Consider the following 13,343-nt stretch of genomic DNA (forward strand, 5'->3'; position numbering starts at 1 on the left):
AGATGGTACGGATCGCGCGGGCCATGTGTTGATTCGCCACGGTCAGACAGCCCGCCGCGACAAGCTCGCGTGGTTGCGACATTTTCACACACAGTTCGTCCAAACGGCGCTCCACGGCGGCGCGATCGAGCGGGAATGGGAAGCGGTCCTCGGGGATGCGTCCCAGGAACAGATTGACGTCCGTGACCGTGAGTGGACCACCGCGTCCGTAGCAGGCCGGGCCGGGATCGGCGCCGGCGCTCGCAGGTCCGACGACGAGACGCGTCCCTTCGAAATCGCAGATCGAGCCTCCGCCAGCAGCGACCGTATGAATAGCAAGCATTGGCGCGACGACACGTACGCCGGCCTTTTCGGTTTCGTACTCATGTTCGAAACGGCCGTCGAATCGCGCCACGTCCGTACTGGTGCCGCCCATGTCGAAGCCGATCGCGCGCTCGAAGCCGGCCGTCTGCGCTGCGCATGCGAACCCGACCACACCGCCGGCCGGGCCTGACAAGATGCTGTCCTTGCCGCGAAACTGTTGCGGCGTGACAAGTCCGCCGGCAGACGTCATCAGGCGCAACGAACTATCCGGGAGCGCCGCGGAAAGCGACTCCACATAGCACCGCAACACGGGATTCAAATACGCGTCGACGACAGTGGTATCGCCGCGGGCGACGATCTTCACCAGCGGCGCCACTTCATGCGAGACGCTGATCTCGCGGAATCCGACGTCGCGCGCCGCCTGCGCCACGATGCGCTCATGCGCGGAAAAGCGATCGGCATGCAACAGGCAGATCGCGATCGATTCGACGCCTTGCGATTGCAATTCGAGTATCTGCTGGCGAACTTCGTCTGGATTTGGCTCTTGTCGGACTGTGCCATCCGCCAAGACGCGCTCATCGATCTCGACAACCGCGCTGAACAACGGCGATGGTTTTTCAATATCAAGTTGAAACAATTTGGGACGTTGCTGGTAGCCGATGCGCAGCACGTCGCCGAAGCCGCGCGTGGTGACGAATGCAGTCCGGGCGCCTCGTCGCGTGAGCAAGGCATTGGTGCCGCGAGTTGTGCCGAGCCGCATCGCGACTGGCGGAATGGGCTCATCCTGTTGCAAGCCGAGCAGATAACGCACCGCCAACACGGGCGATTCCTCGCCGGAAGAAAGTTCATAGCGCATGCCCGGCGCCGGCTCAACGGAGAATGCATCGTGGAAATGAAGCCGCCCGTCAGCGCGGTCGAAATCGGCAACGGCGGCATCTGCCATTCGTGCGCCGTCTTTCGCCAGCAAGCGCAGGCGAAAGCCTCGCCAGAATTGTGCCGGGTCGCGCTTGCGCGCTGGATCGATGATCGCAACAGCGTTGGAGCCGTCCGCGACCGTGCCTTTCGTAATGCCGGAACTGAGCAGTTTCAGCCGGCGTGTTGTGCCGTCGCGATGGCGCGCAAAGCAATCGGTAAACGTCCCGCCGACGTCGATCCAGAATTCCCATTCATGTACGTCGGACATGGACGTTCCTAAGGCTGAAATCGCATTGACTTCCTACACCAGCCCGTAGCGCCAGCGAGGGGGAGTGGACGTTGACCACAAGTTACGGACGAAGCTCTCAACGACGTAACATCAATACTTGTGTGCGGTGTCGTTGCGAGTTTCATCCGGATGCGCTTGTCGACGTCAACTCTCCCTCGCTGGCGCTACGGGCTCGTATCGCTCCAGGGCAGGCTATTTAAGGTCCGTTCGCGCATGGATAATTCGCGCGGTTGCCAACTAGATACGTGCCGCTGGGCCGCGGTGCACACTGCCGGTAATTGCCGCTCGCTGGTGGCGACCAGGATGGCGTCGCGTTCCATCAAACCATATCGCCATTCGTTGAGACTGGTGTCGCCGACGATCGCGACCGCCAGTTCTTGTCGCTCAATGAATTGAAGCGTCAGCCATTCGAGCAACACCGGCATTCCACCCAGGCTTGCCTCCAGGACCAAAAACGATGCCGGCGCGCTACGGAGCCGTTCCTCGCACGCTGCCAAGGAGTTCACTGTCTCCAAGCGTGCCTTCACCTGCGCGTCGCCGCGACGCCAAGCGGCCGTCCAGCGGAGGCCCGACTCGCAGATGAGAATGACAGGGCGGGAATCGCTCATGATCGTGCAAAGCTCAGTTCGTTCCTCATTCCGCAGTCATCACTCGTCACTTCCCTGCTCCTCCAGCCCCAACTGCACTAATCGCCGATAGAACCTCGGGCGATTCATACTGAGGAGTTCCGCGGCTTTGGTCTTGTTTCCTTTTGCTTTTGTCAGTGCACGTTGAATCAGTTCCAGTTCGATCTCGCCCAGAAACTGTTCCAGGTCGATGCGCTCTTCCTCCGGGCGGCGATACGCGGCGGCTTCCGCGACGAACCGGGCGCGGTCTGGCAGCGCGGCACGATCGATGAATAGCCCGGTGCTGCGTTTATGGGCTTGGCGAATCCACTCCGCGAGTTCGTCCCAGCCGCCACGGGGCGGATGCGCCGCCAGGACGTCGAGGGCTTCCGGTGTGAAGCCGGAAAGTTGTCGGGCCGAGCGTCCGTTGATTTCTTCGAGCATGGCCTGGGCCACGAGCGGCAAGTCCTCGGCGCGCTCGGCGAACGCCGGCATGCGAATGACCAACGTCGTCAACAGTGCCGCCAAGTCGGCGTGAAATGTGCCCGCGGCCACCAGTTCGTCGACGGGCGTTAGACTCGTGGCGATCCAGCGTCCGCCAGCGCGGCCGCTGGACAATCGCGCCGCGAGTTTATCTTGCGCGAAGATGTCGAGCGCCTCGACGTCGCGCAACAAAAGCGTTGGCGTTTTGGACGGATCGCGTTCCGCTGACAACGCCAGGGCGCTAACATGTTCGAGCACCGCGTCCGCGCCGAGCGTAGCGCATGCCAACGGAATGAACACGCCGAGCGGTTCTGGCTGGGAAAAATGAATGGCCCGGGCAGCATGCTGTCGACCGCTGCCGGCCGAGCCGCAAATCAACACCGGCACGCGCGACGCGGCAGCGAGTTTGACCTGGCGCCGCACACGACGGATGCCGGCGCTCCGTCCCGCCAGCGATTCGGGCCGGTATTTGCCGCGCAGCCAATGCTGCGTGCGCTGCAGCGCGGCATGCAACTCGCGGGCATCGTCGCTGGGCGGATCCTCGACCGTGGGAAGCTCGTTCGAGTCGACGACCCCAAGCACCGCTTGCTCGTCTTCCACGCCATCTATGAGCACTAACGGAATAAACTCGCAGCGGCGTTGGCTGACGGTTCTATCGGCGGCCGAGCGCGCGACGGTCGCTGTCACTCGTTCGCCGCGAAAAACCTCCGGCGGGGGACATAGTCCGGCGGCCAGCGATTTCGCGGCGTTCGTCGCGTCGCCTTGGCTGTACCGGCAGACGTCCAACTCCGCGTCGGCGTCGATCCCCAGCCACATCGCGCAAGCGGCGTTGAGATACGCCAGCCGGCCGTCGCAATCGATCAAAAACACCGGCCGCGCCGCGGCCTCGAACAGCCGCGACAACTCAGCAGCGCCGGTGCGACGTCGAGGCATAAATCGACAATGCTGCAAGGTGCCAGGAATTGAACCTTGTCTACTCCGGCGCCAGTGATGAGTGATGAGTGATGAGTGCGGAGTGATGAGTAAGGGACTGGCCAACTCATCACTCATCACTCCGCACTCATCACTATTCCCTACACCGGTTCCTTCACCCGCTCGATGTATTCCGCCGTGCGGGTATCGACCCTGATGTATTCGCCGATTTCGACGAAGGCTGGGCAGATCATTTCGGCGCCGGTTTCCACTTTCACCGGCTTACTGAGCCCGGTGGCGGTGTTGCCGCGGACCGAGGGTTCGCAGTATTCGATCTTCAGCACCACGTGGTTGGGCGGCGTGACGCTGATCGGGTTGTCGTTGAACAGCATCATGCTGCAGACCATGGCCTCCTTGAGATACTTCCAGGTGTCGTCCACCTGCTCGGCCGACAATTCGTACTGTTCGTACGTAATGTTGTCCATGAAGAAGAACTTGTCCCCTTGCTTGTAGAGGAACTGGGCTTGGATTTCGGTCACGTCGGCCGACTCCAGCGTGTCGCCCCCCTTGTAGGTCCGCTCAAGTTGCGTGTTCCGCAGCAGGTTGCGGAGCTTGCACTTGTAAAGCGCGTTCCCCTTGCCGGGCTTGACGAAATTGCACTCGATGATCAGGTACGGATCGCCGTCGATCTGTACCTTCAGGCCCTTCTTGAAGTCGCTGGTGCTGTAGGATCCCACGCAATGTTCCTGATTGGCTGAAATGGTCCAGTTGAATATGCTGTGTGAGGAGGATTCACCACGGAGGCACGGAGAAACACGGAGATGAGAGGGAAACCATTTTTAACGCGGAGGCGCTGAGTCGCGGAGTGGAGATTGAGAGGGAAAGAGGGCAGTCACTTGCATGAAGTAACCTCCTCAACCGAGTCTCAACCAATACCTCAGCGTCTCTGCGCCTCTGCGTTTCAAATCTCTCTCACCTCCGTGTTCTCCGTGCCTCCGTGGTGAATCTCTTCGACATCCGTACTTTTTACTGTTAGGCCTCGATGAACGCTTCGCCCGTCGCTCCCCCGTCCGCCGCCCGCTGGCAGCACTCGCTCAAGGACGCTGTTCGCGATCCTCGGGAGTTGTGCCGGCTGTTGGGGCTGTCGGCCGACGTGGAGGCGGCCGCCATTCAGGCGGCGCGAACCTTCCCGCTCTTTGCGCCGCGGGGGTACGTCGCCCGAATGCGTCCGGGCGACCCAAGCGATCCCCTGCTGCGGCAAGTGCTGCCGCTGGGGGAGGAGCTGACCGCGGCGCCCGGCTTCAGCGCCGACCCGGTCGGGGACGCTCACGCGGTGCTGCGTCCCGGTCTGCTGCAAAAGTACCACGGACGGACCTTAATGGTAACGACCGGGGCCTGTGCCGTCCATTGCAGGTACTGCTTCCGCCGCCACTACCCGTACGAGGAATCCCCCCGCTCGCTGGCCGATTGGGAGCCGGCCATTCGGCTCATCGAGGCCGACCCGACGGTGCAGGAAGTCATTCTCTCCGGCGGAGACCCGCTCACGCTGGTCGACGCGACCCTGGCCCAACTCGCCGACCGGTTGGCCGAAATCCCGCACCTGCGTCGGCTGCGGGTCCACACCCGGCTCCCCATCGTGCTCCCGGAACGGGTCACGCCAGCCTTATTGGACTGGCTCCACGGCACCCGGCTGGCCCCGATCATGGTCGTCCACGCCAATCACCCGGCCGAAATTGACGGAGCAGTGGAACAGGCGTTGGGGATGTTGGTCGACCACGGCATCCCAGTCCTCAACCAGGCGGTGTTGCTCCGCGGCGTGAACGACTCGGCGGAGGTCTTAGCGGAGTTGTGCGAGCGGCTGGTGAACCTCCGCTTGATGCCTTACTACTTGCACCAACTCGATCGCGTGCATGGGGCGGCGCATTTCGAGGTGGAGGAACGGGTGGGGTTGGCGATTATGGAGGAGTTGCGCGGGCGGTTGCCGGGGTATGCGGTGCCGCGGTATGTGCGGGAAGTGGAGGGGGATGTGGGGAAGGTGGTGGTGTGAGGAAATTACATTGTGATTGCTGCGCATGCGATTAGAAACTGTGACCGTACACAACCAAGAGTGGAACCAATGCAATCCTATACGTCGGGAGAGGTGGTCATTCCCTTGAGCAAAGGGAAGAACGTCTTACTGCTTCTTGGCGCCGTAGCATTCGTCGTTGGCAGCATCTGGCTCTGGTCAATTGCGGATGCCCAACGGCGCTACCATCCGATAGTTGTCCGGGCGACCTCCGTCGTAGGCACACGATTCTTCGGAGCGTGTGCGATCTACGGCACTTTGAAGCTATTCGATGACCGGCCTGGTTTAGTCATTGACGAGACCGGAATTCTGGATAATTCGAGCGCCGTGGCGGGCGGTAGCGTTCCCTGGACGGATGTCGTTGGCGTGGGGCAGTGGGAAATCTCTGGACAACGCTTCGTAGTCATCTTTGTGAAGGAACCCGAGAAGTACATCAAGCGCGGCAACTATCTTTGCCGCATGCTGACGGCCGCGAATGTGAAATTGGTTGGAAGCCCCATCGCTATTTCGCCCAACGCGCTACAAATGAGCTTCGACCATCTGATGCAGGTCCTGACCGACGGATTTGAGCGACATCGGAGTCGTTCCGAATCCGAGCTATGAATCGTGTTGCGCGCGGGGTGCCACTGGCGGCTCGTCCGCCAGTGTGGGTCGGGGACCGGCGGACTGTCTTGAACGTCGTCGCTAGATTCGGCAGTAGACACTTGCTACTGGCAAAATGCCTTGCCAGAATCGCACAGGTAGCCGACGTTGCTGCCAGCCCCGCACTGGCGGACGAGCCGCCAGTGGCACCCCGCCTGCAGGCATTGTAGGCTCAACGTCTCATTTGGCATCTCGTTGAAGTATCGTTCAGGGGATCGAGGCTTTGCGACATGGACAATCGCCACCAGAAGCGTTTGAAGCGGTATCACACGCCGGGTGATTTGCACGAGTTGACGTTCTCGTGTTACCTCCGCCGACCATTACTGGAGGACGACGGTCTAAAAGTAATTCTCTGCCGTGCCGTGGACGCAGCGAACGAACGCTATCGGATACGACTTGTCGCATTTGTAATCATGCCGGAGCACGTACACTTGCTGATTGATCCGATCGACGCGGAGCCGGACCTGCCGGGCTACTTGGCGGCGATCAAACGGCCCTCATCCTTCCGCATCAAGCAAGTCTTAATCGATTGCGGCGATCCATCGCTGAATGGACTCACCGTTTTGGAGCGCCCTGGAAAGACGGCGTTTCGATTTTGGCAGGAAGGAGCCGGGTACGATCGAAATATTACAACTTCGAAGGTCGCCCTAGCGGCGGTTGACTACTTGCACTTGAACCCAGTCCGTCGTGCCTTGGTTACACGCGCCGAAGATTGGAAGTGGTCGAGTTGCCGTTGGTACTTTTCGGACACTCAGATCGTCGATCCTGATCTACCCAAGATACACGGGATGCGACCCGGATTTCTCGACGATCGCTAGGTAAACCGTCGCGTTCTGACCTGCTGTAGCGCTAAGCAATGCCCCATGCTTATTGACCGAATGCATGTCAGGCAATTCGCCGTCAGCGGTTCTGGGCGCTGGCGGAATCGGGGCGTCTCGCTTACTATTTTTGCTTTGGCTGGGGTGCCTGACCTACGGATTTGACGATCGTTGTTTTCTATGGCCCAACTTGTTGTCGAAAATCTCGAAAAATCCTTCCCCACGCGGGCGGAGCCGCTCGTCGTCTTGCGCGGCGTGTCTTGCTCGTTGAAAGCTGGGGAGAACCTGGCTGTCGTCGGGCCCAGCGGGTCCGGCAAGAGTACGTTTTTGCATATCGTTGGCACGTTGGATCGGCCCACGGCCGGGACGGTGCGGCTGGATGGGGCGGATCCGTTTGCGTTGCCCGAGGCGACGTTGGCGGAGTTTCGGAATCGGCGGATTGGGTTTGTGTTTCAGGACCATCACCTGTTGCCGCAATGCACGGTGCTGGAGAACACGCTCATTCCCGCGCTGGCGCTGGGGCCCACCAAGCCGGCCTCCGTGACGCGGGCGAAAGAGTTGCTGGAACGCGTGGGATTGTCGAGCCGCATCGATCATCGTCCGGCCGAACTCTCCGGCGGCGAACGCCAGCGCGTGGCCATTGCGCGCGCACTGGTGATGCAGCCGACGTTGCTGCTGGCCGACGAGCCGACCGGCAACTTGGATCGCACCACGGCCACAACCATCATGGACTTACTTCTAGAACTGCAACGGGCCGATGAGACGATCATGATCGTCGTCACGCACAGCCCGGAGTTGGCGGCGCGCTGCCAGCAACGCGTGGAAATGGACGACGGGCGATTGAAGGCGCTGTAGGCGTCGGGGCGGAGAATTTCGGGCGAGAAGTGCTGGAATCGCAGGCGATGTCGGTTGACGTCAGGCACGTCGTTCGCAACCTCTCCGGACGTGGCGGCGATGCTTCCTGCTGCTGAACCGTTCACTTTGACGGCGGCGCCTGACCTGCGATTCAATCCAGGAAATAGCCGGCCAACGCGGTGCCGATCAGGGCTGCTACGACGAAGACTAGCCAGTTGCGTGTGAGCGCTGCGACGATGCCGCCGCCGGGCTTCGCTGGCTGCTTTGCTTTGGGCGGTTTTTTTTGGCCAGGGTCTTTGACTTCGGCCGTCCACTGTTTGACCCGCGGCGTGCTGGGCGCGGCGCCGAGGACGAGCGCGAAATCGCGGGCGCTGGCGAACCGCTTCGTCGGTTCTTTTTCGAGCGCCCGCATTACCGCTTGCCCGATCTGGGTGTTGGCGAGGCTGGCCTCCAGCGGCGGAGGTGGCTGGTCGTTGTGCATCATCAGGACGCGGACCGGATTTTCATCGTCGAAGGGGACGCGACCGGAGAGCAACTCGTAAAGCACGACGCCGAGCGAATAGAGATCGCTCGCAGGCGAGAGCTCCTCGCCGCGACATTGTTCGGGGCTCATGTAGACCGGCGTGCCTAGGGTGCCGCCTTGCTGCGTAAGTTTGGCGGTGTCCGAGGAACTTGCGCCACTCCCCATCTTCGCGATCCCGAAATCGAGCACTTTCACATGCTCGCCGCCATCGGCCGTCCGCTGCAAGACGACGTTGCCAGGCTTCACGTCGCGATGGATCACGCCCAGGGTATGGGCTTCGCCGAGCGCTTCGAGAATCTGTGTCGCGAGCCGCGAGACGCGCGCCGGATCGAGCCGCCTCTCACGGACCAACAATTCGTGGAGACTCTCTCCGTCGAGAAACTCCATTACGATTGCCAAGTCTTGCTCGGCGGTCTCGACCAGCTCGAAGATGCGGACGGCGTGCGGGCTATGAAGCATGCCGGCGAGCTTGGCCTCGCGCTTCAGGCGGTGCCGGAACTGCTCATTTTTCTTGGCCCAGGGGAGCAAGACCTTGATCGCCACCAGCACGGACTGCCGCTCGTCGCGCGCCAAATAGACGACGCCGAACTCCCCGCGCCCAATCTCGCGCTCAATCCGATAACGATCCTGCAACAAGTCGCCTGGCTCCATAGGCGGTTCAGTATCGGGGCGGATGCCGTGCAAGTCGAGTGGGCGTCGCAGCAAAGGCAGCTTGCGATCACTGAAGCAACGCCAACCGCAGCGCGTTGATAGCTTGCTTCATCGCGCGCGGTTTGAGCAGCGCCGGTTGTCCGGAATACGCTAAGGAAAAGTGCCGTGTGCCGATGGGGCCGTTCAGCGCGAGATGAAACCTATTTGGCTCGTTCGCTCTTGGCAAAAACTCCGGCAGTGCCGCCGCGGCGAGCCGCCAGGTGGAAGGCAACCCGCGCGGAGTCGCCTCTGCAAGCGCCACCGCCATGCCTTCGCTCGTGGGAGTCAGTTGAGTCCAATCAACATTGGACTCCAGCAACGACCCTGCCCTTTCGGGGCCAGCGATCGTCAATCCGCCTCGGTAAGCGGCGCGGATTCGCTCGACTCGATCGGCTGACTTGCCGTTTGTCGCTTTCTCGACCGCCTGATGCATTGCGGCGGCGAGTCCCGCGTGTCCCCATTCCAGAGTGACGAGTGATTCGCCGCGCTCGATTAGCAATCGCAGCACGACATCGGCGAGCTCGTCCTCGTCTGCACCATAGACAATCGTGCCGAGGCATTCGTGAATCGTCGCCAGCGTCGGCGCGATCGAGGTTTCGCACGCTTCGGATGTATCGCCGACGGAGGTGATCCGTAGCGTAATGGTCGCATCGCTGACAGTGATGCCGACCGACGGTACGCGGCCGCGGCGAATCAAATCTGGGAGCATGGCTTCCAGATCGCTCTCACCGACGCCAAAGCAGCGCACACAATGGTGGCGGATCACCTGCGGCCGACCCGCCAGGGTGACGATGGCCGGCGCGACGGTTTGTTCCCACATTTCGAACAACTCGGCTGGCACGCCCGGCAAGGAAAAGACGCGCGAGACGCTTCCGTCGGCGCGCGGCGCTTCGACAGCAATTCCCGGCGCCGTGCCATGCGGGTTGGGAATCGGGCGGCTGCCTGCGGGAAACATGGCTTGGGCTAGATTTCGCTCCGGCATCGGCCGTTGGCGGCGCGCAAACAGCGCTCGGATGTGTTCCAGCGACGCGTCGTCCTGGACTAATTGGCGGCCCAGCATTTCCGCGAGCGCCTCGCGTGTGAGGTCGTCGGCCGTTGGTCCGAGTCCGCCGGTGGAGATCACGAGATCGGCCCGTTCGACGGCGGCGCGGAACACCGCGACGTTGCTGGCGAGATCGTCGCTCACCGTGGTGTGAAACCGCGTGGCGATGCCCAACTCGCCCAGTCGTTGGCTGAGCCACTGGCTATTCGTATCGAGCCGCTGACCGCTGGTCAGTTCGTCGCCAATTGAGATAATTTCTGCGTGCATGTCGGAATACTAGCTCCGTTGGCTCGCCGTGGGGAGTGGGGAGCGGGACTCGACATGATGCCTCGTGGCTGGGTTCCGTTTCAACTCGACCTGTTCGTAGATCGCAGGCGCCACCACGTCGTCGTCGAGATAGTCCGGCCCCGCGCATATTGTTAGACTGGACAGAGATCGTTGCTCAAATCGGTCGGTCCGAGTCTTGGCCTCGTCGCCTAGACTCACTCAGCCCCGCGCACAACGACTTTTCGCCCCCATCTGGAGCAAGAGCGAACCATGAACGCCAACAAGTGGAACTGGCCGGGGCATCGTGGCGGCGGCCTGAGCGTTGCCTCGGCCACCGGCGCACGCTGGTCACTTAAGCAAGCGTTTGGTCATCGAACGCTGTGCGTCTCGGCTCGACTATTTGCTATGGTCGCGTGCCTCGTGACGATGATCGTCACAGCTCGTGCGGCGGAAACTCAGCGTTTGCTGTACGTCGCCACGCCGGGCGTGCGCGATTTGCTCGAATTCGGCGGTCATGGATTGCTGGTTTTCGATATCGACGACGGGCATCGCTTCTTGCGACGCATCCCGACCGGCGGACTCGGCGACGACGGCAAGCCGCTCAACGTGAAAGGCATTTGCGCCTGCGCCCAGACGAAGCGCATCTACATCACCACGTTACAACACGTGCTTTGCTTGGACTTGGAGTCGGAAAAGGTACTCTGGGAGCGTAAATACGACGGCGGTTGCGACCGCCTGGCGATCAGCCCGGATGGGGCGTTCCTGTATGTGCCGTCGCTCGAGAAAGAGCACTGGAACTTTCTCGACGCCGCGACCGGCGAAGTCGTGAAGCGGATCGAACCGCATTCCGGGGCGCACAATACCGTTTGCGGGCTGGCGGGCACGGAAGTCTATCTCGCCGCCTTGCGCTCGCCGTACTTGAAGGTCGTTGACGCCCGGAATCACGCGGTGTTGCGCGACGTTGGGCCGTTTTCACACAGCATCCGCCCGTTCACGGTGAATGGCGCGCAAACGCTCTGTTTCGTGAACCTGAACGAGCTGCTTGGCTTCGAGATCGGCGATCTCAAGACCGGCAAGAAGCTGCATCGCGTTGAAGTCCAGGGCTTCGAAAAAGGCGCCGTCAAACGGCATGGTTGCCCTTCGCACGGGATTGGCCTCACGCCTGATGAAACCGAGATATGGGTCACTGACGCGCACAATCAGCGGCTGCATACCTTCGACAACACGGTGATGCCGCCAAAGCAGCAGGAGAGCATCACGCTCCGTGATGAGCCGGGTTGGGTGACGTTTACGATCCAGGGAGACTACGCTTATCCCTCGACGGGCCAGGTGATCGACGTCAAGTCGAAGCAAATTGTCACGCAATTAACGGACGAAGCAGGCCGCGCGGTGCAGAGCGAGAAGATGCTGGAGATCGACGTGGCGGACGGAGCGCCGGTGCAGAATGGAGACCAGTTCGGGGTGGGAAGGCGGGAATAGTTTTCAGGTTTCAGTTTTCAGTTCATTGTCACGTCGGCGGTGCGTCGGGCTCGCGTGCGTCCAACGCCCGGGGAGGCGTGGTTGCCTGGTTTGCTCCGTTGTTACCCAAGCCGGGGAACGGCCGCTGCTTTTCGAAGAGGTTGACCATTTGTTGTTGTGGTACGACGACGCCGCAACTGATCAGGAATTGGCAGGCCTGATCGATCGTCATGTCGAGGTCGATGACTTCGCTGCGTGGAAGGATCAGCGTCCAGCCGGTGAGTGGCATCGGCGAACTGGGAACCATGATGTTCAGCATGGGCTCATTGGCCGCGGTGCGGATGTCCATCAGGCCTTCGCCGGTGACGAAGCCCAGCGACCAGGCGCCTTTGCGCGGATACTCGATCGCCACGACACGGTTGAATTGAATGTCGTTGTCGCTGAACATCAAATCGGTGACTTGCTTCACCGAGGAATAGACGTTCTTCACCAAAGGCAATTGCAAAATCAACCGCTCGAACAAGTTCCAGAACACGCGGCCGATGCCGGCGGCCAGGAACTTGCCGAAGAAGTACAGCACCAGCACGAACACGCACAGGAACACCGGCACGACGACGTAGTTCGGCAGGTGCTTTACCTCGACATAGACCTGGTAGAACTCGAAGCCGGAACGCGGCGGATCGAGCCCTAGACGGCGCCCACTGGCGACGACGACGTCGTAAACCTTCTCAGGGATGTACTCGCGCGTCGGCAACTGCGCATAGCGACCGTCGTCCGAGTCCTTCACGTTGGGTTCCGCGGTGTCGCGCGGATTCGGCAATTCCGTCCGCACATCCTCGACGGCCCAGGCGACACTGTAACGCGTGCCCGCCTTCACCGGTTCCAGCACGTACGTCTTCACCGTGTTGTAGATCCAGACCAGGATCACAATCGTCAACAACGGCGGCAGCACGACGCCCAGCCCGCGAATGACGGCGCGGCGAAACGGCCGCGGTTTGTTCGCGGATGGTGGCTCGGGCTTGGGGAAGGCGGTGGACATCGAAGTCGATTCTAGTATTTGCGGACCACCGACGCCCAGACGTGAACGTGGCTACCAGTCTCCCGACGCCCGGGCCAACACGACCGCAGCCACCGCTGTCGCCCCGGCCTCCCGAGCCACGCGGCCCATTTCGCCTAGCGTAGCCCCGGTCGTGAGGATGTCATCGACCAGCAACACCCGGGCGTCCTGGAAATCGTAGCCCGCATTGACGCGGAATGCGCCCCGCACATTCGACCGCCGCTCCCGTTGGGGCAACCCCGCCTGCGGCTTGGTAAAGCGTTGCCGACGCAGGCCAAACCGTGCGCAAGGCACTTGGAGGGGCGCGCCGACCGCCTCAGCCACGATTTCCGGACTGTTCGCCCCGCGCCAGGCTCGCCGCAACCAATGCATGGGCGTGGGCACAATTAAATCCGGTCGCCAGTCGCGAATTTCATTGC

Annotated in this window: 13 protein-coding genes; 5 read left to right on the forward strand and 8 right to left on the reverse strand. The window is 61.5% G+C overall.

The features are described from left to right. From SGJ19_17355 to efp, 4 genes are all read right to left on the reverse strand, one after another. Nucleotides 1-1,486, reverse strand: a 1,486-nt coding sequence (locus SGJ19_17355) for a hydantoinase/oxoprolinase family protein (protein MDZ4782018.1), incomplete at its 3' end; no start/stop codon positions are given. Nucleotides 1,487-1,671: 185 nt separating this feature from the next. Further along, complete coding sequence (locus tag SGJ19_17360; GenBank protein ID MDZ4782019.1) at nucleotides 1,672-2,115, reverse strand: hypothetical protein; 444 nt, start codon at nucleotides 2,113-2,115, stop codon at nucleotides 1,672-1,674. Between the two features lie 39 nt (nucleotides 2,116-2,154). Further along, a complete protein-coding gene (locus SGJ19_17365) occupies nucleotides 2,155-3,528 on the reverse strand; it encodes a helix-turn-helix domain-containing protein (protein ID MDZ4782020.1) in 1,374 nt (457 codons plus the stop codon). A 140-nt stretch (nucleotides 3,529-3,668) separates the two neighbouring features. After that, nucleotides 3,669-4,244, reverse strand: coding sequence for an elongation factor P (efp, locus tag SGJ19_17370; protein MDZ4782021.1), 576 nt, complete (start codon nucleotides 4,242-4,244; stop codon nucleotides 3,669-3,671). Between the two features lie 305 nt (nucleotides 4,245-4,549). Between efp and epmB the strand changes: the two genes are divergently transcribed. The 4 genes from epmB (at nucleotide 4,550) to SGJ19_17390 (ending at nucleotide 7,887) form a co-directional block, all read left to right on the forward strand. Continuing rightward, nucleotides 4,550-5,554, forward strand: coding sequence for an EF-P beta-lysylation protein EpmB (gene epmB, locus SGJ19_17375; protein MDZ4782022.1), 1,005 nt, complete (start codon nucleotides 4,550-4,552; stop codon nucleotides 5,552-5,554). A 12-nt stretch (nucleotides 5,555-5,566) separates the two neighbouring features. Continuing rightward, on the forward strand, nucleotides 5,567-6,175 hold the full coding sequence (locus tag SGJ19_17380) for an STM3941 family protein (protein MDZ4782023.1): 609 nt from the start codon (nucleotides 5,567-5,569) through the stop codon (nucleotides 6,173-6,175). A 269-nt stretch (nucleotides 6,176-6,444) separates the two neighbouring features. Next, a complete protein-coding gene (locus SGJ19_17385; protein MDZ4782024.1) occupies nucleotides 6,445-7,032 on the forward strand; it encodes a transposase in 588 nt (195 codons plus the stop codon). Between the two features lie 180 nt (nucleotides 7,033-7,212). Beyond that, a complete protein-coding gene (locus tag SGJ19_17390) occupies nucleotides 7,213-7,887 on the forward strand; it encodes an ABC transporter ATP-binding protein (GenBank protein MDZ4782025.1) in 675 nt (224 codons plus the stop codon). Nucleotides 7,888-8,038: 151 nt separating this feature from the next. Here the strand turns inward: SGJ19_17390 and SGJ19_17395 are convergent, their stop codons facing one another. Together SGJ19_17395 and SGJ19_17400 are read right to left on the reverse strand one after the other, a co-directional pair. Beyond that, complete coding sequence (locus SGJ19_17395) at nucleotides 8,039-9,115, reverse strand: serine/threonine-protein kinase (protein MDZ4782026.1); 1,077 nt, start codon at nucleotides 9,113-9,115, stop codon at nucleotides 8,039-8,041. A 13-nt stretch (nucleotides 9,116-9,128) separates the two neighbouring features. Next, nucleotides 9,129-10,409, reverse strand: coding sequence for a molybdopterin-binding protein (locus tag SGJ19_17400; GenBank protein MDZ4782027.1), 1,281 nt, complete (start codon nucleotides 10,407-10,409; stop codon nucleotides 9,129-9,131). A 270-nt stretch (nucleotides 10,410-10,679) separates the two neighbouring features. Between SGJ19_17400 and SGJ19_17405 the strand changes: the two genes are divergently transcribed. Continuing rightward, nucleotides 10,680-11,888: a hypothetical protein gene (locus SGJ19_17405; protein MDZ4782028.1), complete on the forward strand. Its 1,209-nt coding sequence runs from the start codon at nucleotides 10,680-10,682 to the stop codon at nucleotides 11,886-11,888. 28 nt (nucleotides 11,889-11,916) lie between these two features. Here SGJ19_17405 and SGJ19_17410 read toward each other — a convergent pair whose 3' ends face one another. Both SGJ19_17410 and SGJ19_17415 read right to left on the reverse strand, forming a co-directional pair. Beyond that, a complete protein-coding gene (locus SGJ19_17410; GenBank protein MDZ4782029.1) occupies nucleotides 11,917-12,906 on the reverse strand; it encodes a DUF502 domain-containing protein in 990 nt (329 codons plus the stop codon). Nucleotides 12,907-12,957: 51 nt separating this feature from the next. Further along, nucleotides 12,958-13,343: phosphoribosyltransferase family protein (locus tag SGJ19_17415; GenBank protein ID MDZ4782030.1), on the reverse strand; the 386-nt coding region annotated here is incomplete at its 5' end.

It is taken from the genome of Planctomycetia bacterium (assembly GCA_034440135.1).
Lineage (GTDB): Bacteria > Planctomycetota > Planctomycetia > Pirellulales > JALHLM01 > JALHLM01.

What these genes read in the sequence shown, in the direction of transcription:
- SGJ19_17360 (MDZ4782019.1), bottom strand. Translation starts at nt 2,115, where the DNA reads ATGAGCGATTCCCGCCCTGTCATTCTCATCTGCGAGTCGGGCCTCCGC.
- SGJ19_17365 (MDZ4782020.1), bottom strand. Translation starts at nt 3,528, where the DNA reads ATGCCTCGACGTCGCACCGGCGCTGCTGAGTTGTCGCGGCTGTTCGAG.
- epmB (MDZ4782022.1), top strand. Translation starts at nt 4,550, where the DNA reads ATGAACGCTTCGCCCGTCGCTCCCCCGTCCGCCGCCCGCTGGCAGCAC.
- SGJ19_17385 (MDZ4782024.1), top strand. Translation starts at nt 6,445, where the DNA reads ATGGACAATCGCCACCAGAAGCGTTTGAAGCGGTATCACACGCCGGGT.
- SGJ19_17390 (MDZ4782025.1), top strand. Translation starts at nt 7,213, where the DNA reads ATGGCCCAACTTGTTGTCGAAAATCTCGAAAAATCCTTCCCCACGCGG.
- SGJ19_17400 (MDZ4782027.1), bottom strand. Translation starts at nt 10,409, where the DNA reads ATGCACGCAGAAATTATCTCAATTGGCGACGAACTGACCAGCGGTCAG.
- SGJ19_17405 (MDZ4782028.1), top strand. Translation starts at nt 10,680, where the DNA reads ATGAACGCCAACAAGTGGAACTGGCCGGGGCATCGTGGCGGCGGCCTG.
- SGJ19_17410 (MDZ4782029.1), bottom strand. Translation starts at nt 12,906, where the DNA reads ATGTCCACCGCCTTCCCCAAGCCCGAGCCACCATCCGCGAACAAACCG.